Here is a 23,035-nt window from a genome sequence, read left to right as displayed (position 1 = left end):
TAAGAAAAACTGCATTCAGGTTGAAAGAGAGGGAGGAAGTCGCTCATACTCTTAGCTGATCCTGTGCATTCGTGTTTATCTGCAGAGGCAGGCCGGAGCACGGTATAAAACTAATAAGGAATCAGTCATGGCAGAAGAAACGATTTTCAGCAAAATCATTCGCCGGGAAATCCCGTCGGATATTGTTTATCAGGATGAGCTGGTCACCGCTTTTCGCGATATCTCTCCGCAGGCGCCGACCCATATTCTGATTATCCCGAATATCCTGATTCCGACCGTGAACGACGTTACGAGCGAGCACGAACTGGCGCTGGGCCGTATGATGACCGTCGCGGCCAGGATTGCCCGTGATGAAGGCCTGGCTGATGACGGCTACCGCCTTATCGTTAACTGCAACCGCCACGGCGGCCAGGAAGTCTACCATATTCATATGCACCTGCTGGGCGGCCGTCCGTTAGGCCCGATGCTGGCGCATAAAGGCTAAACCGATGCGCGCTGCTTATTCAGGCGTTTTGATTCTGGCGGCGCTGCTGGCCGGATGTAGTTCGCGCCCGGAAATTCCGGTTGGCGAACAGCAGACTTTGGTGATGGAATCCAGCGTTCTGGCGGCGGGTATCAGCGCCGATCCACCGTCGGTCACCGCCTCGGAAATTCAGGCCACCGCTACCTCAAGATTATTTAACGAACGGCAACAGCCCATTACTGTGCACTACCGTTTTTTCTGGTATGACGCTCATGGGCTGGAGATGCATCCGTTGGAACCTGCGCGAAGCGTGACGGTTCCCGCCCACTCGTCCGTTGTGCTCTACGGCAGTGCAAATATTCTCGGGGCGCACAAAGCCCGCCTTTATCTTTATCTCTAAGAGGTCATCATAATGATTAAAATGTGTCGCTATGCGTTAATCACTGCACTGGCGATATTCCTGGCAGGCTGTGTGGGACAACGTAATGAACCTGCGCCAGTCGAGGAGGCCAAGCCGAAGCCGGAACAACCTGCGCAGCCGCAGCCGACGGTGCCTGCCGTGCCGACGGTGCCAACGCAGCCGGGTCCAATCGAACACGGCAGCGAGCAGCCTTCACAGCCCTCTCAGCCTGCGCCGCGCGTGCGCCACTACAACTGGGACGGCGCTGTGCAACCGATGATCGGCCAGATGCTGCAGGCGGGCGGCGTGAACGCGGGCAGTATTCTGCTGGTGGATAGCGTCAATAACCGTACCAACGGATCGCTGAACGCGTCTGAAGCGACCTCCGCGCTGCGCAATGCGCTGGCGGGCAACGGCAAGTTTACGCTGGTCTCCCCGCAGCAGCTCTCCGTAGCGAAACAACAATTAGGTCTTTCGCCGCAGGATAGTCTCGGCAGCCGCAGCAAAGCGATGGGAATTGCGCGCACCGTTGGCGCTCAGTACGTGCTGTACTCGAATGCCACCGGTAACGTCAACTCGCCGGAGCTGAAAATGCAACTGATGCTGGTGCAGTCCGGCGAGATTATCTGGTCAGGCAAAGGTGCGGTTCAGCAACAATAAGCTTACGCGCGACGAGCTCTTGTCGCGCTTTTTCCCCCGCTATTCACCTGTCGCCGCGCTGACTGAAAATGGTCTTAGCGGCGGCAGCTGTATTATCAGCGATGGCGTCCGCCGGCTGGTGCTGCGCCAGCCGCACGATCCGCAGGCGCCGCTCAGCCATTTTTTACGCCAGTACCGCGCGCTTCAGCGCCTCCCCGCGACGCTGTCGCCGGCACCGGTATTCTTTTCGCCGTGCTGGATGGTGGTGGAGTATTGCGCAGGGGAGGTGAAAAGCGCGCTGCCGGAGTGCCCTTCACTTACCGGCTTATTGTATCATCTGCATCAACAGCCGCGTTTTGGCTGGCGTGTCGAGCTGGCGCCATTACTTGAATTGTACTGGCAGCAGTGCGATCCGGCCCGGCGTACGATTTTGTGGTTACGCTGGCAGAAACGGTTATTACGCCGGCGAGAACCACAGCCGTTGCGTTTGGCGCCTCTGCATATGGACGTCCACGCCGGCAATATCATTCACCGCGACGACGGCCTGCGCTTGATTGACTGGGAGTATGCCGGAGACGGCGATATCGCGCTTGAACTGGCAGCGGTATGGTGCGATGCCCCTACGCGTTGCCAGCTGCTTAAAGACTATTCACGGCTCGCGCAGCTTGATGAGCGACAGCTGCGGCGGCAAATACAACGCTGGCGACCGTGGGTGCTCATGCTGATGGCGGGATGGTATGAACGGCGCTGGCAGCAGAGCGGCGACCGGCAATTTATTACGCTGGCGGATGCGACATGGCGTCAGTTAGAAACAGAAAACAAAGGATAAGAGAGGTCTGTGTGGGTCCGGTAATGTTGGATGTCGAAGGTTTTGAACTGGATGCGGGAGAGCGTGAGATTCTGGCTCATCCTTTGGTTGGCGGCTTAATTTTGTTTACCCGCAACTACCACGATCCGGCGCAATTGCGTGAACTGGTACGCCAAATCCGCGCGGCCTCGCGGAATCATCTCGTGGTGGCGGTTGATCAAGAAGGCGGGCGCGTGCAGCGTTTCCGCGAAGGTTTTACTCGCCTGCCCGCCGCGCAGTCTTTTGCGGCGCTGTTGGGGATGGAAGAGGGCGGTAAGCTTGCCGTAGAAGCCGGTTGGCTGATGGCCAGTGAAATGATCGCTATGGATATTGATATCAGCTTTGCGCCGGTGCTGGATGTCGGCCATATCAGCGCCGCGATCGGCGAACGCTCCTGGCATGAAGACCCGCAAAAGGCGCTGGCGATGGCTCGCCATTTCATTGACGGTATGCATGCTGCGGGCATGAAAACCACCGGTAAACACTTCCCTGGCCACGGCGCGGTGACGGCGGATTCACACAAAGAGACGCCGATTGATCCGCGTCCGGCGGCGGAAATTCGCGCCAAAGATATGGCGGTGTTCAAAAGTCTGATCGATGAACAACGGCTGGATGCGATTATGCCGGCGCACGTGATTTATCCTGATATCGATCCGCGTCCGGCCAGTGGTTCCGAATACTGGCTGAAGACGGTGTTGCGCGGCGAGCTGGGCTTTGACGGCGTCATCTTCTCTGACGATCTGTCGATGGAAGGAGCGGCGATCATGGGCAGCTATGCTGAACGTGGGCAGGCATCGCTCGATGCCGGTTGCGATATGATCCTGGTCTGCAATAATCGTAAAGGCGCGGTGAGCGTATTGGATAACCTGTCCCCGATCAAAGCAGAGCGTGTTACAAAATTGTATCATAAAGGTTCATTTACCCGTCAGGAACTGCGAGATTCCGCGCGTTGGCAGACGGTCAACGCACAGCTGGAGGCGCTCCATGCGCGCTGGCAAGAAGCGAAGTCTGCGTAATTAACCTGAAGGGCGTTGTTGTCTGGTGAGGATACGATGATTATCTATTTACACGGTTTTGACTCTAACAGCCCCGGTAACCATGAAAAGGTGCTGCAGCTGCAGTTTATCGACCCTGACGTACGGTTGATTAGCTACAGTACGCTCCATCCAAAACATGATATGCAGCATTTGTTGAAGGAAGTCGACAAAATGCTGCAGCTCACTGCCGACGATCGGCCGCTGATATGCGGTGTCGGGTTAGGTGGCTACTGGGCGGAAAGGATTGGTTTTCTCTGTGATATTCGCCAGGCCGTGTTCAACCCGAATCTGTTCCCTCACGAGAACATGGAAGGGAAAATCGACAGGCCGGAAGAGTATCAGGATATCGCCACCAAGTGCGTGAACAACTTCCGTGAAAAAAATCGCGACCGCTGCCTGGTGGTGCTATCACGCCATGATGAGGCGCTGGATAGCCAACGCTCGGCTGACTTGCTGCATCATTATTACGAAATCATTTGGGATGAAGAACAGACGCATAAATTTAAAAGTCTTTCGCCGCACCTGCAGCGAATAAAGGCTTTTAAGACCCTCGGTTAATCCTGTTTTCACTTATTCAGCCCGCGGCGTGCAAACGCCGCGGGCTTTTTCTTGTCCATAATTGACGTTGTTCGTTTAAAAAATATGCGGTAAAACTTGATGCACATCAATTTTGGTATGACCAATGTTCCGTTCATGCTATTCTCGGTGCTGCTGAATGGTTTCATCGCTGCAACCTATTGTTAACTAAGAGCTATTTGGATAACTTTTAATTAACAATTGGTTAATAATTTTAGGGGGTCTTGTGACTACGCCATTGAAAAGAATCGTTATTGTAGGTGGTGGTGCCGGCGGACTGGAACTGGCTACTCAGTTGGGTAGAAAGCTGGGCCGCAACAAAAAAGCGAAAATTACGCTGGTGGACCGCAACCATAGCCACCTGTGGAAGCCGTTGCTGCACGAAGTGGCGACCGGTTCTCTGGATGAAGGCGTTGACGCGCTGAGCTATCTGGCGCACGCGCGCAACCACGGTTTCCAGTTCCAGCTAGGCTCGGTGGTGGATATCAATCGCGAAGGGAAAACCATTACCCTCGCGGAACTGCGTAACGAGAAAGGCGAGCTGTTGGTTGCCGAGCGTAAGCTGCCGTACGACACGCTGGTGATGGCGCTGGGCAGCACCTCCAATGACTTTAATACTCCTGGGGTGAAGGAAAACTGCATTTTCCTTGATAACCCGCACCAGGCGCGCCGTTTCCATCAGGAAATGCTTAACCTGTTCCTCAAGTATTCTGCAAACCTCGGCGCGAACGGTAAGGTCAATATCGCTATCGTCGGCGGAGGGGCCACCGGGGTTGAGCTGTCCGCTGAGCTACATAATGCGGTGAAACAGCTGCATAGCTATGGCTATAAAGGATTGACCAACGAAGCGCTGAACGTGACGCTGGTCGAAGCCGGCGAACGTATTCTTCCGGCGCTGCCGCCGCGTATTTCCGGCGCCGCGCACAATGAGCTGACCAAACTTGGCGTTCGTGTCCTGACCCAGACTATGGTGACCAGCGCAGACGTTAACGGCCTGCATACTAAAGACGGGCAGTTTATTGATGCCGACCTGATGGTGTGGGCAGCGGGCATCAAAGCGCCTGATTTTATGAAAGAGATTGGCGGCCTGGAGACCAACCGCATTAACCAACTGGTGGTTGAGCCAACGCTGCAGACCACCCGTGATCCGGATATTTACGCTATCGGCGATTGCGCCTCCTGCGCTCGTCCGGAAGGCGGCTTTGTACCTCCACGCGCCCAGGCGGCGCACCAGATGGCAACCTGCGCGCTGAATAACATTCTGGCGCAGATGAAAGGCAAAGCGCTGAAACCGTATGTCTACAAAGATCACGGTTCACTGGTGTCGCTGTCGAACTACTCCACCGTTGGCAGCCTGATGGGCAACCTGATGCGCGGCTCGATGATGGTTGAAGGGCGAATTGCGCGCTTCGTGTATATCTCGCTGTATCGCATGCATCAGATTGCGTTACACGGCTATTTCAAAACCGGCCTGATGATGCTGGTGGGGCGTATTAATCGTATTATTCGTCCGCGTCTCAAGCTGCACTAAGCGGCAAGTAATCAGGATAGCGTCATCGCGACGCTATCCTGAAAACACAGCATATCCTTCTGCCTGAATCGCAACTTCCCGTTAGGAATCCTCTGAATCCCCTTGATTTGCCGTAGGTTCCCGCATTTTTCATCCGCTTTCTGATTTGCATACCCCCTGAGCAGAACGCAGAATTGCTAGTAACAGCAATGAAGGAGGAACTCCCGTGAATAAATCAATGTTGGCGGGTATTGGGATTGGCGTTGCCGCCGCGTTGGGCGTCGCCGCCGTTGCCGGTCTCAATGTATTAGATCGTGGCCCGCAATATGCGCAAGTGGTGTCCAGTACGCCAATAAAAGAAAGCATAAAAACGCCGCGTCAGGAGTGCCGTAACGTCACCGTTACCCATCGTCGCCCGGTTCAGGATGAAAACCGTATTGCCGGTTCCGTTCTCGGCGCGGTCGCCGGCGGCGTGATTGGCCATCAGTTTGGCGGCGGTCGCGGTCGTAGCGTGGCAACCGTCGTCGGCGCGCTGGGCGGCGGCTATGCTGGTAACCAAATTCAGGGCTCGATGCAGGAAAACGACACCTATACCACCACCCAGCAGCGCTGTAAGACGGTCTACGACAAGTCGGAAAAAATGCTTGGTTATGACGTCACCTATAAAATCGGCGACCAGCAGGGCAAGATTCGCATGGATCATCAACCGGGGGCGCAAATACCTCTCGATAGCAACGGTCAGCTGATTCTGAATAACAAAGCGTAAAATAGCAGTTTTAAGCGATTAGCCCCTCAATCACTCAGGCTGAGGGGCTTTTTTTATCAGAACGTTAACGCGTAGTTCAGGCCGAAGGTCCGGCCGCGTCCTTTATATTCGTACAGCCCGGCGCTGCCATAGGTTGGGCTATACAACAGCGGCGCACGCTGTCCCCAGATGGTGACGTAATCTTCGTTCAGCAAGTTTTCGATGCTAAAGGTCAGTTTACCCACCGGGAGCAGATAGCTACCGATAAAATCGACGGTGTTGTACCCATCAAGCTTATTGCCACTGGCGTCGCTTAAATCAAATACCTGCTGGCTCTGCACACGCAGCGACCACGGGTCCGGCGCCCAGCCGACCCAGGCGGTGGCTTTCGACGGCGAGGCCAGGGTGACGTCCCACTTCTGCCAACTGCCATCGGTTTTAACTTGCGATTTCAGCACGTTGAAGTTAGCGCCCAGACTCCAGTCGCTATCAGGCACGAAGTAGTCCACCGCGCCTTCCACGCCGTAAATGCGACGTTTATCCGATTGCACATCAATGGTCATGTCGCTGCGGTTAACTACGATGGTTTTGTCTGATGTCGAATAATAAGCGGCAAGCTGCGTGCGCAGGTTGTCGCCGGTGTAGCGCCAGCCCAGCTCCCAGGAGTTAACTTTGATCCCCTGCAGCGGCGAGTCGCCGACGTTAACGCTCGAGATCAGCGGCAGATGGCCGTTAACCGCCGCGCCGTAGCTGCCGATACCATAATATTTTCCCGGATCCGGCAGTTCGACGCCCTGAGAGAAGTTAAACCAGGTCTGCTGGCGTTCGGTAATGTGGGCGACGATCCCGGCATTAAAGAGGAAGTTATCATAATCGGTCTTGCCGCCAGGAATGGCGTCAGCCGACCGGTATTTGCCTTTAGCGACATCCTGCTGCTGCGCGTAGCCGACAAAATCATCGACCCGGTTTTCCGTCCACTGATAACGCACGCCGCCGCTAAGGGTGAAGATGTCGTTCAGGTCGTAACTGCTTTGCAGGAACGGCGCAAGATTGGTGATGCTGTAGCCGGGATAACGGCCGGTGGTATAGGCAGACTGATTATTCAGGCCGCCGGAAGCCATCGCCTTATCCAGATCGAAGAACATCTGGTTGGAATTAAAGGTTTCATGGTCGGCGTCAACGCCCCAGGTCAGATCCCATCCCGTTAGCGGCTGGCTGTTGAAGGTGATCTTAGCGCCGTACTGATCGGTATCCTGCTGTGAGGCGGAAAAACTGCTGATTTTGCCTTTGCTCAAGGCCGGGAAGGGGTAGAAGGTCAGCGACTCATCGCGGTAGTAAATCTGGCTGACCAGATTCTGGCCGAAGAAGTCGGCGTCGGAATATTGCAGGCTGATCAAATGACGCTCGGTGCCGGGCACGCGGTCAGAGTTAAGCCCGTCAGAGGTCCAGGCTTTACTTTCACCAAGCACCGCCGACATATCTTTGCCCAGATTCAGACCATAATCATCGCCCTGGCTTTTATAGTACTGCGTGACCAGCTGGAGCTGGCGCTGGTCATCGATTTCTATGGTTCCGGTGCCCATCACGTCGAGTCGGTCCGAATGTTGTAAGCCGGTTTGCGTATTATCGAGGATCAGCGCGTCATTGTTGGCGTCATACCAGCCGCCGAAGCGTTGATACGCCACTGATAGACGGCCGGAAGCATGATCGGTACCGCCGCTGACGGCCGCCGCCACCCGTTCATCACGATCGTTGCTATTGGCAAAGCCGGTTTTACCACCCAGCTCCAGATCCACCTGGCGTTCCTGTTGGCCCTTTTTCGTGACGATATTAATCAGACCGCCGGTACTGCCGCCGCCGTATAACGATGTGGCGCCGGAAATAACTTCAATATGTTCGATGTTAAACGGATCGATGGCATCAAGCTGGCGGCTATCGGTGCGCGATGAATTGAGGCGCACGCCGTCGATCAGTACCACGATGGCGCGTCCGCGCATGTTCATGCCGTAGTTGGTACGCCCCTGGCTGCTGACATCTATTCCGGGGATTAACTGCGCGAGGACGTCTTTAAACTCTTTACCACCCTGAACCTGTTGCTCAATTTCCTGGCCTTCAATCACCCAGGTGGTTTGCGCCATCTCGGCGACGGTACGGTGGTTACGGTTGGCGCTGACGATGATATCGTCTTCATCGGCGGCCTGCGCGGCAAAGGCAGGCAGGGCGGTGGCCAGCAGCAGGGGATTGAGCAGCCAGAGGCGCTTGTTCATTCGCATTCCTTGATATGAGTTAGTCATTACTGTTGTTATTTTTTTCAGCCACAGGCGCGGCTGTTACAGCGTGAAACATATAGAAAGACAAATGCGAATTTTGCACATATTGATTATCGTTATCAATATCATTTACAACAAATCAACATAATGAAAATATTGAGAAAAGTAAGGGTATTTAGCAGAAGGGGAAAAAACCGGCGAGCGAGGGCCGCCGGTAGGGGATTAAGGTTGCAGGATTTGCGGCCACAGGCGCAGCGTAGTGTCGCTAATTTGTTTCAGGGTGGCGAAATCAGCGCCTTCGCGCGCGCTGATTGACATTCCTTGCAGCACGCAGTTTAAAAACTGCGCCAACTGCAAGACATTGCCCTGCGCAGGGAGTTCGCCGCGCTGCTGGCGCTGCTGTAAAAATTGCGTCAACGTTTGTTCCTGCACCGCGTGCCGCGACTTAATAGTGTTGGCGATATCGGTTGAAGAGGCGGCCAGCGCCGCGGAGGTGTTAATCATAAAACAGCCTGCCGGGGTATCTTTGCTGGTAAAGCAGGTAGCGACAGCGGTGAAATAGTCGCGCAGCGCCTGATCGACGGTTTTTTGGTCATCGAATAGCAGTGCTTCATGTTTCGCGGCAAAGCGGGAGATGTAGCGATCCAGCACCGCGCGGAATAAGCCTTCTTTGTTCACGAACTCGGCGTACAGCGTCGGGGCTTTCGCGCCGGTCGCTTCGACGAGATCGGCAAGCGAAGTTGCTTCATAGCCGTGCTGCCAGAAAAGTGTCATGGCCTTGTCCAGCGCCGCGTCCCTGTCGAACACTTTAGGTCGGCCACGGCTTTTTTTTGCGCAACTTTGAACGTCAGTTGTCATGATGCCGTTGTACCTATGTTGGGTTGTTGAACGGCCATTATAAAAATAAACGTGTCATGCTGCCAGCGGCAGAAGTCCAAAAATAAATAATTCATATATGTATGAAAATTAAGCATTTTATAAATAGTTAAATGATCGTTATAAAAATGAGTTGACCTGTGACATGGATCACATTATCATTTACCTATCGATCGTTAAGTTAATTCTTACGACCCTACTATAAAAATCATCTGCATAGGTATAATAATCATGAAAAACGTCCAAAAACTGGCACTTGCTGCCGTACTGAGCTCACTCTCATTTGCAAGTTTCGCCGCTGTTGAGGTGCAATCCACCCCAGCAGGCCAACATAAAATCGGTACCGTTTCCGCATCCGCCGGCACCAATCTGGGTTCGCTCGAAGATCAGCTGGCGCAGAAAGCCGACGAAATGGGGGCGACCTCTTACCGCATTACTTCGGTAACCGGTCCTAATACCCTGCACGGTACCGCAGTTATCTATAAATAAATGTTGTAACCCCTGTCATGCCACTGACAAAACGCGTTCCTGACCCCCTTCAGCAGAACGCGTGTAGTAAGCAGTAAACGTAGTTCCCTTTGTTATGCCACTCTCGCGACGCGGTCCACACCCCTTCATGGGACCGCGCCCCGCGAAACCTCGTCAGCGAAGCTGGCGATTGCCACAAAAAAACCCGCCGTGCCTGGCGGGTTTTTACTTTCTGCAATTCGCAAATGTATTACAAGGCTTGCTCGGCGGAAAGCTGGTGGTGGGTCACATCGACCGGCATTCCGGAACGCAGCGCCATCGCGCTTTCCATTACCTGCTGATTGGTCTGCGGCGCCTGCTTAAAGTTTTTCATGCTGGCGTTCAGGATGATTGGCAGCGTTTGCGGATCGTCATTGATATGTTCGGAGAGCGGCTGGTGGACTTCCACCAGACGGGTACCGTTTGGTTCTACCGAAACTTTGATAGGTTCGTTGATGATATTCACCCTGGTGCCCGGCGTGATTTTGTTATACAGAGACTTTATATCAGCATCGCGCAGGCGGATACAGCCTGAACTGACGCGCATCCCGATGCCAAAATCGGCGTTGGTGCCGTGCAGTAGATAGACACCGCCGTAGGCTGCAAGACGAATCGCGTGATGTCCCATCGGGTTATTCGGCCCGGCCGGAACCACTGCCGGCAAATCGATCCCCATCGCTTTATAACGCGCGCGAATGTTGGCGGTTGGCGTCCAGGTCGGGTTGGCGCGCTTATCTGAAACGGTAGTGACCATCGTCGGAGTCAGGGTATCGCCGCCAAGCTGGCCGATACCGATCGGGTAAACGGTCACGCTATTCTGTCCCGGTGGATAATAGTACAGACGCAGCTCGGCGATATTGAGCACCAGACCTTCACGGGGGGCGTCAGGCAGCAGTGTCTGCAGCGGGATGGTCAGCACGCTCCCGGCGCGCGGCACATAAGGATCGACACCGGGATTAGCCTGCAGCAGCGCGAGAAAACCAACGTTGTATTTTTTGGCAATCGCTTCCAGCGACCCGCCGTTATCCTGCACTACATGAAACTGATTCTGCCCGACCAGTCGGCTACCGCTCGGCGGTAACGGCCAGGTATTGGCACGGGCGGGAAGGGCCAGCGTCGCCGCGAGAGCGAATGCCGTCAGCCAGGTTGAAACACGCGAGATATTTATCATTACCATAATTCCACAATAAACAAACGGTTATTTTTATAAGATAATCAATGTCAATTATGGCGCGGGAGAGTGTTGGGAAATCCAGGTGGATTGCAAAATGTTTGTAAAGTTTGCTAACTGTGACAGGTAAAGAGATGCGGTTTTGACAACCGCATCTCTTCGTTCTCAAGCGGTAGCGTTTTCTTCCAGCTGACGCATAAACTGGCGTACCCAGTCCATGCGCGTTTTACGCTCATCAAGCTCCTGGAAGAATTTGAGCCTTGTCGGCCCATCCAGCCGGTAATGCTGCGGCTGCTTCTGCAATAGACCGATAAGCCAGACCGGATTAACGTTATTTTTCTCGTTAAACTCGATCACGCCGCCTTTTTCATTGCACTCCAGCTTGCGGATCCCCAGCTTTTGCGCCTGCTGGCGTAGGCGCGTGATATCCAGCAAATTACGCGCCGCATCCGGCAATGTACCAAAGCGATCGATCAGCTCGACTTTGATCTCATCGAGATCGTGTTCGTTTTTGGTGCTGGCGATACGCTTATAGAACGACAGACGGGTGTTAACGTCGGGAATAAAGTCATCCGGCAGCAGCGCCGGCATGCGCAGCTCCACTTCCGTCTGCTGGCTGGTGAGATCTTCCAGCGACGGCTCGCGACCCTCTTTCAGGGCATCGACGGCGTTCTCCAGCAGTTCCATATACAGCGAGAAGCCAATGGTTTCCATCTGTCCGCTCTGACCTTCTCCCAGCAGTTCGCCGGCGCCGCGAATTTCAAGATCGTGGGTCGCGAGGGCAAAACCGGCGCCGAGGTCTTCCAGCGACGCGATAGCTTCCAGGCGTTTCTGCGCGTCGGTAGTCATCGCTTTTGGATGTGGGGTGAGCAGCCAGGCGTAGGCCTGATGGTGCGAACGACCCACGCGGCCGCGCAGCTGGTGCAGCTGGGCAAGGCCGAAGTGATCGGCGCGCTCAATGATGATGGTATTGGCGGTCGGGATATCGATGCCGGTTTCAATGATTGTCGTACAGACCAGCACGTTAAAACGCTGGTGATGGAAATCATTCATCACCCGTTCCAGTTCGCGTTCGCGCATCTGGCCGTGACCGATGGCAATTCGCGCCTCCGGTACCAGTTCAGCCAGACGATCCGCCGCTTTCTGAATATTTTCAACATCGTTATACAGATAGTAAACCTGACCGCCGCGCAGGACTTCACGCAGGATCGCCTCGCGAACCACCAGCGCGTCATATTCGCGGACAAAGGTTTTTACCGCCAGACGGCGAGCTGGCGGGGTGGCGATAATGGACAGATCGCGCATTCCGCTCATCGCCATATTCAGCGTACGCGGAATAGGCGTGGCGGTCAGCGTCAGGATATCGACGTCCGCGCGCATCGCCTTGATGCGTTCTTTATGACGCACCCCGAAGCGGTGTTCTTCATCGACGATAAGCAGACCCAGGTCGCGCAGCTTGACTTCATTTTGCAGCAGCTTATGGGTACCGATCAGAATATCGATTTTACCTTCTGCCGCCTGTTCAAGTATCTGCGCCTGCTCTTTGGCGCTGCGGAAACGGGATAGCATCTCAATACGTACCGGCCAGTTGGCGAAGCGGTCGCGGAAGTTATCGTAGTGCTGCTGGGCGAGCAGGGTGGTAGGCACCAGCACGGCCACCTGTTTGTGGTTTTCGACGGCGAGGAAGGCGGCGCGCATCGCCACTTCGGTTTTCCCGAAGCCAACGTCGCCGCAGACCAGGCGGTCCATTGCCAGCGGCTGGCACATATCGCTGAGAACGGCGTTAATTGCCTGCGCCTGATCCGGCGTGGTTTCGAACGGGAAACCGTCGCAGAATAATTGATACTGCTCGCGGTCATGCTTAAAGGCGAAGCCTTCTTTGGCCGCGCGCTGGGCGTAGATATCCAGCAGTTCGGCGGCCACGTCGCGCACTTTCTCCGCCGCTTTTTGCCTTGCCCGCGCCCAGGCGTCGCCGCCCAGTTTGTGTAGCGGCGCATTTTCTTCCGCGCCGCCGGCGTAGCGGCTAATCAAATGCAGTGACGATACCGGGACGTACAGTTTGGCGTCGTTGGCGTAGGTCAGCATCAGATATTCGCCTTTGATGCCCCCGGCTTCGAGGGTGGTCATCCCTGCATAACGACCCACCCCGTGTTCAAGATGCACCACCGGCTGTCCGATATGCAGTTCCGCCAGGTTGCGAATGAGCGTGTCGGGGTTAATGGTACGGCGGGAATCCTGACGGCGGCGGGCGACGCGTTCGCCCAGCAGATCGCTTTCGCAAATCAGCGCCAGATTTGCCTGGCTGTCGATAAATCCGTGCTCGGCGGCGCCAATCATCAGGAAGCGGCCATTTCCGCTGGCTTCCTGCAGGCGCAATATATGTTTTGGCGCAACTTTGATGCGTGCCAGCATTTCGCTCAGCGCCTCGCGGCGGCCTTCGCTTTCCACTGAGAAAATCACCGGGCCGCTGAAGGATTCAAGGAAGCGACGCAGGTTGTCCAGCGGCGCTTTATTTTGCGCCTGAATCGCCAGCTCGGGCAGGGGTTGATAGCCGAGGTTAGTATGAGCGGCTTTCTCCGCCAGACGTTCAGTTTTTAACTGGACCCGCGGCCATTTTTTCAGCTCGCTAAAAAGCTCGTCGCTGCGCAGCCACAGCTGCTCCGGCGGTAGCAGGGGGCGCATCGGATCGACGCCGCGGTTTTCAAAGCGGGCGCGGGTCTCATTCTGGAAACGCTCGGCGCTGTGCTCCAGATCGCCGGTATTCACAATCAGCGTACTGGGCGGGAAATAGCTAAACAGCGGCGGCAGCGGCTCGTTGAAGAACAGCGGTTGCCAGTATTCGATCCCGGCGGGCAGGGTACCTTTGCTCACCTGCTGGTAGATATGTTCCGGGTCGCGCTTCACGTCAAAGCGATCGCGCCACTGGCTGCGGAACAGTTCGATCGCCGCCTGGTCGGTCGGGAACTCATGCGCCGGCAGCAGATTGATGGCCTCGACTTCTTCCAGAGTACGCTGGCTATCAACATCGAATAACCGCAGGCTGTCTATTTCGTCATCAAAGAAATCGAGGCGATAGGGCTGCTCGCTGCCCATCGGGAAGAGATCGAGCAGGGCGCCGCGGGTCGCGTATTCGCCGTGTTCCATTACCTGATCGACATGGCGGTAACCGGCGCTGTCCAACTGCGTGCGTAGCGCATCGCGCGACAGACGCTGCCCTTTTTTCATTACCAGCGCGTGACCGTGCAGATAATTATGCGGGCAGACCTTCTGCATCAGAGTGCTTACGGGAACGATAAGCACTCCGCGCTGCATGGTCGGCAACTGATATAAAGTCGCAAGGCGCGAAGAGATAATATCCTGATGTGGCGAAAAGCTATCGTAGGGCAGGGTTTCCCAGTCAGCGAGGCCGATCACCATGCTATCGGTAAATTGCCTGATTTCATCATTCAAACGCAGGGCGTTTTGCATGTCGGGCGCAACCAGCACCACCGGGCCATGATGGCGTTCGGCCATTTCGGCTACCAGCGTGGCGCAGGCGGCGCCGGTGAGTTCGCCAAGCTGGCGCTGATCGCCGGCTTTGACCGGCAGAGTATAGCGATATTGTTCAGGCATAACGGTTGTCAGGATCCCTTAGCGCCTATCCCATCAGGCGATTGTTTGTACTGTTTGGCCGCAGTCGGCCAACTCGCTCTACGATGTAGGGGCAAATTGCTGATATTCAATGTCTCTGATTATCCGCAATTGGTCTGATTTCGCCAACCCGATTGGCCTCCTGCGCCATGTTTTCTACAGCGCAAGGCGATTGATAAATATATACACTCTAAATTAACCCTCTGATTTAAAACTATTACTTTGTTATTTTGGCGAAAAAATCTACCGTATCAGCGATTTACGCGTTGGGCTATGCCATATATACTCGAACATCGGCTATCAGCAACCAGATGGATTACATGTACCAACCTGCCGCACTATTTATCGGCCTTCGCTACATGCGCGGGCGCGCAGCCGACCGCTTCGGCCGTTTCGTCTCCTGGCTTTCGACCATCGGCATTACGCTTGGCGTGATGGCGCTGGTGACCGTCCTGTCGGTGATGAACGGTTTTGAGCGTGAGCTGCAAAACAACATCCTGGGGCTGATGCCGCAGGCTATCATTAGCGCCCAGCAGGGCTCTATCAACCCGCAAAAAATGCCGGAAAGCGCCGTTAAGCTGCAGGGCGTGACGCGCGTCGCGCCGCTCACCACCGGTGATGTGGTGCTGCAAAGCGCCCGCAGCGTCGCCGTCGGCGTGATGTTGGGTATCGACCCGGCGCAAAAAGATCCGCTGACGCCTTACCTGGTGAACGTGAAACAAAGCGATCTGCAGGCCGGCAAATATAACGTCATTCTCGGTGAACAGCTGGCCGGCCAGTTGGGGGTTAACCGTGGCGATCAAATTCGCGTGATGGTGCCTTCCGCCAGCCAGTTTACGCCGATGGGCCGTGTCCCGAGCCAGCGTTTGTTTAACGTCATCGGCACCTTTGCCGCTAACAGCGAAGTCGATGGCTATCAAATGCTGACCAACATTGATGACGCCTCCCGCCTGATGCGCTATCCGCTGGGCAATATTACCGGCTGGCGTCTGTGGCTCAGCCAACCGCTGCAGGTTGATACGCTCAGTCAACAGAAGCTGCCCGACGGCACCAAATGGCAGGACTGGCGCGAGCGCAAAGGCGAGTTGTTCCAGGCCGTGCGAATGGAGAAAAATATGATGGGGCTGCTGCTGAGCCTGATCGTCGCCGTCGCCGCTTTCAACATCATTACCTCTCTTGGCATGATGGTGATGGAGAAGCAGGGCGAGGTGGCTATTCTGCAGACCCAGGGGCTGACGCCGCGGCAGATCATGGCCGTCTTTATGGTACAGGGCGCCAGCGCTGGTATTGTCGGCGCGCTGCTTGGCGCGCTGCTCGGCGTGCTGTTGGCCAGCCAGCTGAATAATTTGATGCCGATTATCGGCGCGTTTTTGGACGGCGCGGCCCTGCCGGTGGCGATTGAGCCGCTGCAGGTGATTATTATCGCTCTGGTGGCGATGGCGCTGGCCCTGTTGTCTACGTTGTATCCTTCCTGGCGCGCTGCCGCCACCCAACCCGCTGAGGCTTTACGTTATGAATAAGATCCTGCTGCAATGCGACAACCTGTGCAAACGCTATCAGGAAGGCAACGTGCAAACCGATGTGCTGCACGATGTCAGCTTCAGCATTCAAGAGGGTGAAATGATGGCGATTGTCGGCTCTTCAGGTTCCGGCAAAAGTACGCTACTGCACCTGCTTGGCGGGCTGGATACGCCGACCTCCGGCGATGTTATTTTCTCCGGTCAGCCGATGAGCTCGCTCTCCGCCGCGGCTCGCGCCGATCTGCGTAATCGCGAGCTCGGGTTTATCTATCAGTTCCACCACCTGCTGCCGGACTTTACCGCGCTGGAAAATGTGGCGATGCCGCTGCTGATTGGCAAGAAAAAAGCGGCGGATATCGAACGCCAGGCGAAAGCGATGCTGCAGGCGGTGGGCCTGGAACACCGTAGCCACCATCGTCCGTCTGAGCTTTCCGGCGGCGAGCGCCAGCGCGTGGCGATTGCTCGCGCGCTGGTGAACAAACCGCGGCTGGTACTGGCTGATGAACCGACCGGCAACCTCGACGCCCGCAACGCCGACAGCATTTTTGAGCTGCTGGGCGAGCTCAACGTGGCGCAGCGTACCGCTTTCCTGGTGGTGACTCATGACCTGCAGCTGGCGAAACGGATGAACCGCCAGCTGGAGATGCGCGATGGCCGCCTGACGGCCGACCTGACCCTGATGGGGGCCCAGTAATGGCTTCACCGTTATCGTTACTGATTGCGCTGCGTTTTAGCCGCGGCAGACGCCGCGGCGGCATGGTTTCGCTGATTTCCGTCATCTCTACTATCGGCATCGCATTAGGCGTGGCGGTACTGATCGTCGGCCTGAGCGCGATGAACGGTTTCGAGCGCGAGCTCAATAATCGCATTCTGGCGGTGGTGCCGCACGGCGAAATCGAGCCGGTTAACCAGCCGTGGAATAACTGGAACGAGGCGCTGTCGAAGGTTGAAAAAGTGAAAGGCATCGTCGCCGCTGCGCCCTATATCAACTTTACCGGGCTGGTGGAGAGCGGCAGCAATATGCGCGCTATTCAGGTCAAGGGTGTCGATCCGCAGCAGGAGAGCCGCCTGAGTTCGCTACCAAACTTTGTGCAGAACAACGCCTGGGCCAACTTTAAGGCCGGCGAGCAGCAGGTGATTCTGGGCAAAGGCGTCGCCGATGCGCTGCATGTGAAGCAGGGCGATTGGGTGTCGATCATGATCCCCAATTCAGATTCCGAGCACCAGCTGTTGCAGCCGAAACGCGTCAGGCTACATGTGACCGGGATTCTGCAACTGAGCGGCCAACTGGACCATAGCTTCGCGATGATCCCGATGGCGGACGCCCAGCAGTATCTGGATATGGGCAGCAGCGTGACCGGCATCGCCATTAAAGTCACCGACGTCTTCCACGCCAATACGCTGGTACGCGACGCCGGCGAGGTGACCAACAGCTACGTCTATATCAAGAGCTGGATCGGCACCTACGGCTATATGTACCGTGATATTCAAATGATTCGCGCCATTATGTATCTCGCCATGGTACTGGTTATCGGCGTCGCCTGTTTTAACATCGTCTCGACGCTGGTGATGGCGGTAAAAGATAAAAGCGGCGATATTGCGGTGCTGCGCACGCTTGGCGCGAAAGACGGCTTAATCCGCGCGATTTTCGTATGGTATGGTTTATTGGCCGGTTCGGTCGGGAGCCTGATCGGGGTGGTTATCGGCGTGGTAGCCGCGCTGAAGCTGACATCGATTATCAACGGTATCGAAACGTTGATCGGGCATAAATTCCTTTCCGGCGACATCTATTTTATTGACTTCCTGCCGTCTGAATTGCACTGGCTGGACGTCGTTTATGTGCTGGTGACAGCACTGTTGCTGAGTTTGCTGGCCAGCTGGTATCCCGCCCGCCGCGCCAGTCGTATTGACCCGGCGAGGGTGCTGAGTGGCCAGTAATTTATCGTCGTGGCCCGTCAAACGCCGCATCCCTTAGGCCAGTGCTGTGAAAGCAGATACAGCCCAAAGGATGAGGGGTTGGGGCCAATAAGAGGAATGGCTGAAATGTACTACGGATTTGACATTGGCGGCAGCAAGATAGCGTTGGGCGTATTTGATAACGCCCGACAACTGCAGTGGGAAAAACGCGTCCCCACTCCGACGGAAAGCTATGAGGCTTTCCTGCAGGCGATTGAAGCGCTGGTTCGCGAAGCCGATCGGCGCTTTGGCGTAGAGGGCGCGGTCGGTATCGGTATCCCCGGTATGCCGGAAACCGCGGACGGCAAGCTGTATGCCGCTAACGTTCCCGCCGCCAGCGGCCAACCGCTGCGCGTTGATCTCAGCGCACGCCTGGGGCGTGAAGTTCGTCTTGATAATGACGCCAACTGCTTTGCGTTATCTGAAGCGTGGGATGATGAATTTACCCAATATCCGCTGGTGATGGGGTTAATCCTCGGCACCGGCGTCGGCGGCGGGATCGTGCTTAACGGCAAATCGATAACCGGTCACAGCTACATCACCGGCGAGTTCGGCCATATTCGTCTGCCGGTGGACGCCCTGGAAGTAGTGGGGCGCGATTTTCCGCTAACCCGCTGCGGCTGCGGTCAGCTCGGCTGCATCGAGAACTATCTTTCCGGCCGCGGATTCGCCTGGCTGTATCAGCATTTTTATCATCAATCCTTAACTTCTCCAGAGATCGTCGATCTGTGGCTGCAGGGTGATGCGCAGGCGCGGGAGCACGTCGAACGTTACCTCGATCTACTGGCCGTTTGTCTGGGCAATATCCTCACCATTGTCGATCCGGATCTGCTGGTGTTAGGTGGCGGATTATCTAATTTTACTGCTATAACCGAAGGGCTGGCGCAGCGCCTGCCGCGTCATTTGCTTCCGGTCGCCCGGGTGCCGCGCATTGAGCGCGCGCGTCACGGCGACGCCGGAGGTATGCGCGGTGCGGCCTTCCTTCATTTGACTCATTAATTACAGGGGTAGCTATGCTGTCGCGCCGCTTACATCGCTTAAGCCGTTTCCGCCGTAAAAAACGCCAGTTGCGCGATCGCTTACGGCAACGTGTCTTCTTCGGCGAAGACAAAACGCCGCCGCAGGCAATAGACAAACCGCGGGTGGTGGTGTTAACCGGCGCCGGTATTTCGGCGGAGTCGGGGATTAAAACCTTCCGCGCCGCCGATGGCCTGTGGGAAGAGCACCGGGTGGAAGATGTGGCGACGCCGGAAGGTTTTGCCCGTGACCCGGCGCTGGTGCAGGCGTTTTATAACGCCCGCCGCCGCCAGTTGCAGAGCGCGGAAATCGCGCCCAATGCCGCGCATCTGGCGCTGGCGAGGCTGGAAGAGGCGCTGGGCGATCGTTTTCTGCTGGTGACGCAGAACATCGATAATCTGCACGAGCGCGCGGGTAACCGCCGGGTTATCCATATGCACGGCGAGTTACTGAAAGTGCGCTGTTCGTGGAGCGGACAGGTGCTGGAGTGGACCGGCGACGTGACGGCGGATGACAAATGCCACTGCTGCCAGTTCCCGGCGGCGCTGCGCCCGCACGTGGTATGGTTCGGCGAGATGCCGCTGGGCATGGATGAGATCTACAGCGGGTTGGCCGAGGCCGATATCTTTATCGCGATTGGGACTTCCGGTCACGTCTACCCGGCGGCTGGGTTCGTCCATGAAGCCCGCCTGCACGGCGCGCATACCGTCGAGCTTAACCTTGAACCAAGCCAGGTCGGCAGCGAATTCGCCGAAAAGCATTATGGGCTGGCGAGTGAAGTGGTGCCTGAGTTTATTGACAAGCTGCTGCAGGAAAACAGATTATAGAAGGAACGTAGTGTAAAAGCGTGCAGAGGCGTTAGTTTAACCACTTCGCCTTGGTACGCTCTTTTTTTTCGCCATATGGAATGGCTGATGATGACAGGAGTCAAAAATGAACAATCCGCTAGTTGTCGAGACGAGTATGCTGATCGCGGCCGTTGCCGTTGGTGTTATTAGCCAAAATGGCTTGTCCAAACAATCTGATGCAAGAAATATTCTCTTTCTCGTCTGTCTTTTAGTCGGCGTGGCTAGCGCCTTGAGCCTATTATTTGATGGCCTTCTTCTGCTTTTTACTGGCGATTTAGCTACAGGCGGCATGCGAATTATAGGGCCATTCGTGTTACTTATTATTCTGTGGAAACCCGTCAACGTCCTGGTGGGAAAAATCGATGATTTTTTGCAGCGCAAAGAAGCCAACAGCAAGCGCGACCGTTAAAACTGGAATGGGAAACACATGAGCGGTCGGAGGCACCCGACCGTCATGAGCGCTTAAGGACACGACTTGCGTTTAACTTTCTGAGGTTGATTCAGCTTGCGCGGAATCAGACCAGACCGTATCCGGAAGTCTTCGCATAATCCAGCGCATTGCAAATGCATCTAATAAAATGAAGGGGACAATAATTATAGAAAATGTTAAGAAAAATGGGTCTCTGATGGGAAATATAGTGGTCCATTTGTCATCCTTATTAGCGTGCAGCACTATTCTACTGCTGATTGCCGTGACGCAGTATTTATAACTGTATTCGTTTTCAGGTGATATTAAGTTCAAGTCGGGCAACGCGCCATTCATATAGTGGTTACACCACTCCCATGATTCTTCATAGCTAGAGATAATTGTATTGATATCGGCTTTAAATCGGGAATAGGGAGACCATGCCGGTAAGATATCTTCGCTAACGGTAAAGCTGGTTTTGTTGCCACTGGATGAAGTCGCATGCCAGCGGTACCAGGAAAGGTGACCATAATATCTACTGATACGATGGCCAAAATGTGCCTCTATAAGATTCCAGTCATAAATGAGCGTTTCAATGGACCATTTGGCGAATATATTAAATGTACGATGATGTTTTTGAATATAAACTTTCTTCTGTTGACGATTTAACCTGATGATGAGCATTTTAGGGTGTGTTAAAGCGCATCGTAATGCGTAAATACAAAAACAAATTAATACAGTCCCTGCCAAACCGAGGAAAAGAAAAAGGTCATTTTCCTCCAGTAGACTAAAGCAAAGGTATATAAAAGGTAAGGTTATAATTATCATCAGCAGCGGCATTATCACATTCCGCGTAATGCTATTCATGCTCATTCCGACATTCATATTCGTTATTATATCACAATAAACATTATTCACTGTTGTTACGCCGAAAAGTGGTGTCATTGTTCTCTTTATTTTCAATGTGGTACTCCTTATGTTTTTTAACATCGTCCATATACATCTACGGATTCAAGCTATTTAATTGCCCGGCATTGATTCAGTATGTGCGGAATCAGATCAAGGGGTATCGGGTTTTGTTCGTAACACCCAATGACTGAAATATGCATCAGCTATTATCATTGATAGCATAAATAGAGCCAGAAACCAGAAAGAAAGATTTTTTGAAGGGGGGAGGCATGTATCATGGTCTTGAATATACACCCACTGTTGCTTGCGATTCAGCCTGATGATTAATTGTTTAGGCGGCGTTAGGGGTGTACGCAGAATATATATATTGTATTCTGATATAAAAATCACAGCTAACCCCATGAACAATATTGGAGCAGAATGGATTAGCCGTGAAGTCACCAGGAAAGAAGATGAAATGTTTTCAGTTATTGCAGGCAACCATATGTTAATACCAGTTTCATTTTCTCGGGGGGTGTTTCTATGAATATCGCAATAAACATCATTAACTGCGACTACGCCAAAAAGCATTGGTGCTTTAATCTTTTCTTTTTTTGACATTAATCGTAACTCTTTGTGGTATCAGTAATTAGTTATTGATTTTATCCTCAATGATTTCCGGCCAGACCGTATCCGGAAGTCTTCGCATAATCCAGTACAGCGCCAGAGCGTCTACTAAAATGAGCGGAACGATGAAAAATGATATCACCCAGAATAATGGGTTGCAGATGGGAAAAATGGTGGTCCAGCGATCGCTCTCATCGGCGCGTGACAACATTCTATTGCTCAGCGTAGTTACGCAATATTTAAAGGAGTAGCGGTGTGTTGGCAAGATATAAACGGGAGAATTAATACCGCGCATATAGTCGTTACACCATTGCCAGGATATGGCATAGTTTAGAATCGTATCTTCAAGGTTTATGGAATAGCGAGAGGCGTTATAAAACAAAGGTATATTATCATCGCTGATGACAACTTTGACCCTTGGGCTAGCTGGTGGGCTGATATGCCAGGTATACCAGGTTCGTGAACTTGCAGAACCGGAACCGTTTCTAAAACTGGGGTGAATAACCTCATGCCAGTTGAAAACTAACGTTTCGACGGGCCATTGAGAAAAAATATTATAGTTGATGCAATGCTTCTGGACATAAATTTTCTGCTCCTGGCGATTTAGTCGAACCATCAACGATTTTGGCTTGATGATGAATAGTCTTACTGCATGTATGCCGCTATATAATAATAAGAGAAGTATAGGCACAAGAAATATAAGCTCCTGGAGATAACCGAACAACGGAGTGAGAATAAACAGGGCTGTCAGAGAAACCAGTACCATAGTAAAAGGCAGCGTGATGCCTAACCATTCACTTCGTGGTATATTCCTGCTGATATCACAGTAAATATCATTAACTTCAGTAACACCGAAGAGTGGTGGGGCTTTAGTTTTTGCGCGGGCCATCATTCCATTTCCTTATGGGGAACCTACGGTGAATCTTTTAAATATTGCTAACGGGTTGTATTGGGGATGTTAAGTAATTCAGGGTATCTCTTTCGTGATTAGCCTCTTTTATTTACCCCAGACGAGACCGGCAGCAAAGCGGCAGTATCGATGCAAAACATCGACGACGGCGAGACAGCTGCAAAGCATATAATTATTGAATAAATTCGGATA

General features: G+C 54.0%; 23 protein-coding genes. 15 read left to right on the top strand and 8 right to left on the bottom strand.

Annotation, left to right across the window (positions count from 1 at the left end):
- Positions 1–127: 127 nt before the first annotated feature.
- The 8 genes from hinT to PGR23_RS16330 all read left to right on the top strand — a co-directional run bounded on the left by hinT (position 128) and on the right by PGR23_RS16330 (position 6,238).
- Positions 128–484 carry a purine nucleoside phosphoramidase gene (gene hinT / locus PGR23_RS16365; protein ID WP_047046872.1) on the top strand — a complete coding sequence of 119 codons (357 nt, stop codon included), beginning with the start codon at positions 128–130 and terminating at the stop codon, positions 482–484.
- A 4-nt stretch (positions 485–488) separates the two neighbouring features.
- Positions 489–863, top strand: coding sequence for a YcfL family protein (locus tag PGR23_RS16360; RefSeq protein ID WP_045393699.1), 375 nt, complete (start codon positions 489–491; stop codon positions 861–863).
- 21 nt (positions 864–884) lie between these two features.
- Positions 885–1,523: a penicillin-binding protein activator LpoB gene (gene lpoB, locus PGR23_RS16355; RefSeq protein WP_161801944.1), complete on the top strand. Its 639-nt coding sequence runs from the start codon at positions 885–887 to the stop codon at positions 1,521–1,523.
- The gene (thiK, locus tag PGR23_RS16350; RefSeq protein ID WP_213797669.1) at positions 1,504–2,331 is read left to right on the top strand and encodes a thiamine kinase; all 828 of its coding nucleotides are present in this window, start codon (positions 1,504–1,506) and stop codon (positions 2,329–2,331) included. The genes lpoB and thiK overlap by 20 nt, the downstream gene beginning before the upstream one ends.
- A 23-nt stretch (positions 2,332–2,354) precedes the next feature.
- On the top strand, positions 2,355–3,365 hold the full coding sequence (gene nagZ / locus PGR23_RS16345; RefSeq protein ID WP_396279760.1) for a beta-N-acetylhexosaminidase: 1,011 nt from the start codon (positions 2,355–2,357) through the stop codon (positions 3,363–3,365).
- Between the two features lie 36 nt (positions 3,366–3,401).
- Entirely contained in the window at positions 3,402–3,944 is a 543-nt protein-coding gene (ycfP, locus tag PGR23_RS16340; RefSeq protein ID WP_047046860.1) for an alpha/beta hydrolase YcfP, read from the top strand.
- Positions 3,945–4,188: 244 nt separating this feature from the next.
- The gene (locus tag PGR23_RS16335; protein WP_015367177.1) at positions 4,189–5,493 is read left to right on the top strand and encodes an NAD(P)/FAD-dependent oxidoreductase; all 1,305 of its coding nucleotides are present in this window, start codon (positions 4,189–4,191) and stop codon (positions 5,491–5,493) included.
- Between the two features lie 205 nt (positions 5,494–5,698).
- Positions 5,699–6,238 (top strand): glycine zipper 2TM domain-containing protein, encoded by a 540-nt coding sequence (locus PGR23_RS16330; RefSeq protein ID WP_052671546.1) that lies wholly within the window; start codon positions 5,699–5,701, stop codon positions 6,236–6,238.
- A gap of 56 nt (positions 6,239–6,294) precedes the next feature.
- On the opposite strand, the gene PGR23_RS16325 is transcribed toward PGR23_RS16330, so the two are convergent.
- The 3 genes from PGR23_RS16325 to PGR23_RS16315 form a co-directional block, all read right to left on the bottom strand.
- A complete protein-coding gene (locus PGR23_RS16325; RefSeq protein WP_316423301.1) occupies positions 6,295–8,484 on the bottom strand; it encodes a TonB-dependent siderophore receptor in 2,190 nt (729 codons plus the stop codon).
- A 225-nt stretch (positions 8,485–8,709) separates the two neighbouring features.
- Entirely contained in the window at positions 8,710–9,345 is a 636-nt protein-coding gene (locus tag PGR23_RS16320; RefSeq protein WP_045393711.1) for a TetR/AcrR family transcriptional regulator, read from the bottom strand.
- Entirely contained in the window at positions 9,342–9,461 is a 120-nt protein-coding gene (locus tag PGR23_RS16315) for a hypothetical protein (protein ID WP_161801890.1), read from the bottom strand. Before PGR23_RS16315 ends, PGR23_RS16320 begins: the two co-directional genes overlap by 4 nt.
- A 133-nt stretch (positions 9,462–9,594) precedes the next feature.
- Between PGR23_RS16315 and bhsA the strand changes: the two genes are divergently transcribed.
- Positions 9,595–9,852: a multiple stress resistance protein BhsA gene (gene bhsA, locus PGR23_RS16310; RefSeq protein ID WP_045375056.1), complete on the top strand. Its 258-nt coding sequence runs from the start codon at positions 9,595–9,597 to the stop codon at positions 9,850–9,852.
- Between the two features lie 229 nt (positions 9,853–10,081).
- Here bhsA and ldtC read toward each other — a convergent pair whose 3' ends face one another.
- Positions 10,082–11,041 (bottom strand): L,D-transpeptidase LdtC, encoded by a 960-nt coding sequence (gene ldtC / locus PGR23_RS16305; RefSeq protein ID WP_396279759.1) that lies wholly within the window; start codon positions 11,039–11,041, stop codon positions 10,082–10,084.
- 165 nt (positions 11,042–11,206) lie between these two features.
- Positions 11,207–14,653: a transcription-repair coupling factor gene (mfd, locus tag PGR23_RS16300; RefSeq protein WP_396279758.1), complete on the bottom strand. Its 3,447-nt coding sequence runs from the start codon at positions 14,651–14,653 to the stop codon at positions 11,207–11,209.
- Positions 14,654–14,991: 338 nt separating this feature from the next.
- Here mfd and lolC point away from each other — a divergent pair, with 338 nt between their 5' ends.
- From lolC to PGR23_RS16270, 6 genes are all read left to right on the top strand, one after another.
- Positions 14,992–16,191, top strand: a complete 1,200-nt coding sequence (gene lolC, locus PGR23_RS16295) for a lipoprotein-releasing ABC transporter permease subunit LolC (RefSeq protein WP_072251518.1) — start codon at positions 14,992–14,994, stop codon at positions 16,189–16,191.
- Positions 16,184–16,885, top strand: a complete 702-nt coding sequence (gene lolD / locus PGR23_RS16290; RefSeq protein WP_015367168.1) for a lipoprotein-releasing ABC transporter ATP-binding protein LolD — start codon at positions 16,184–16,186, stop codon at positions 16,883–16,885. Before lolC ends, lolD begins: the two co-directional genes overlap by 8 nt.
- Entirely contained in the window at positions 16,885–18,129 is a 1,245-nt protein-coding gene (gene lolE / locus PGR23_RS16285; protein WP_396279757.1) for a lipoprotein-releasing ABC transporter permease subunit LolE, read from the top strand. The genes lolD and lolE overlap by 1 nt, the downstream gene beginning before the upstream one ends.
- 105 nt (positions 18,130–18,234) lie before the next feature.
- Positions 18,235–19,146 carry an N-acetylglucosamine kinase gene (gene nagK, locus PGR23_RS16280; protein WP_396279756.1) on the top strand — a complete coding sequence of 304 codons (912 nt, stop codon included), beginning with the start codon at positions 18,235–18,237 and terminating at the stop codon, positions 19,144–19,146.
- A 14-nt stretch (positions 19,147–19,160) separates the two neighbouring features.
- Positions 19,161–19,991: a Sir2 family NAD+-dependent deacetylase gene (cobB, locus tag PGR23_RS16275; protein ID WP_047046845.1), complete on the top strand. Its 831-nt coding sequence runs from the start codon at positions 19,161–19,163 to the stop codon at positions 19,989–19,991.
- 106 nt (positions 19,992–20,097) lie between these two features.
- Positions 20,098–20,421 (top strand): hypothetical protein, encoded by a 324-nt coding sequence (locus PGR23_RS16270; RefSeq protein WP_063414913.1) that lies wholly within the window; start codon positions 20,098–20,100, stop codon positions 20,419–20,421.
- Between the two features lie 72 nt (positions 20,422–20,493).
- Here PGR23_RS16270 and PGR23_RS16265 read toward each other — a convergent pair whose 3' ends face one another.
- The 3 genes from PGR23_RS16265 to PGR23_RS16255 form a co-directional block, all read right to left on the bottom strand.
- The gene (locus PGR23_RS16265; protein WP_396279755.1) at positions 20,494–21,258 is read right to left on the bottom strand and encodes a DUF6708 domain-containing protein; all 765 of its coding nucleotides are present in this window, start codon (positions 21,256–21,258) and stop codon (positions 20,494–20,496) included.
- A gap of 219 nt (positions 21,259–21,477) precedes the next feature.
- The gene (locus PGR23_RS16260) at positions 21,478–21,927 is read right to left on the bottom strand and encodes a hypothetical protein (RefSeq protein WP_396279754.1); all 450 of its coding nucleotides are present in this window, start codon (positions 21,925–21,927) and stop codon (positions 21,478–21,480) included.
- A gap of 28 nt (positions 21,928–21,955) precedes the next feature.
- Entirely contained in the window at positions 21,956–22,825 is an 870-nt protein-coding gene (locus PGR23_RS16255) for a DUF6708 domain-containing protein (protein WP_396279753.1), read from the bottom strand.
- Between the last annotated feature and the right edge of the window lie 210 nt (positions 22,826–23,035).

Source organism: Klebsiella sp. 141162 (assembly GCF_050600755.1).
In the GTDB taxonomy this organism is placed as follows: domain Bacteria; phylum Pseudomonadota; class Gammaproteobacteria; order Enterobacterales; family Enterobacteriaceae; genus Klebsiella; species Klebsiella aerogenes.
The sequence above is the reverse complement of the archived record's forward strand: the minus strand, read 5'-3'. Positions and strand labels throughout refer to the sequence as shown.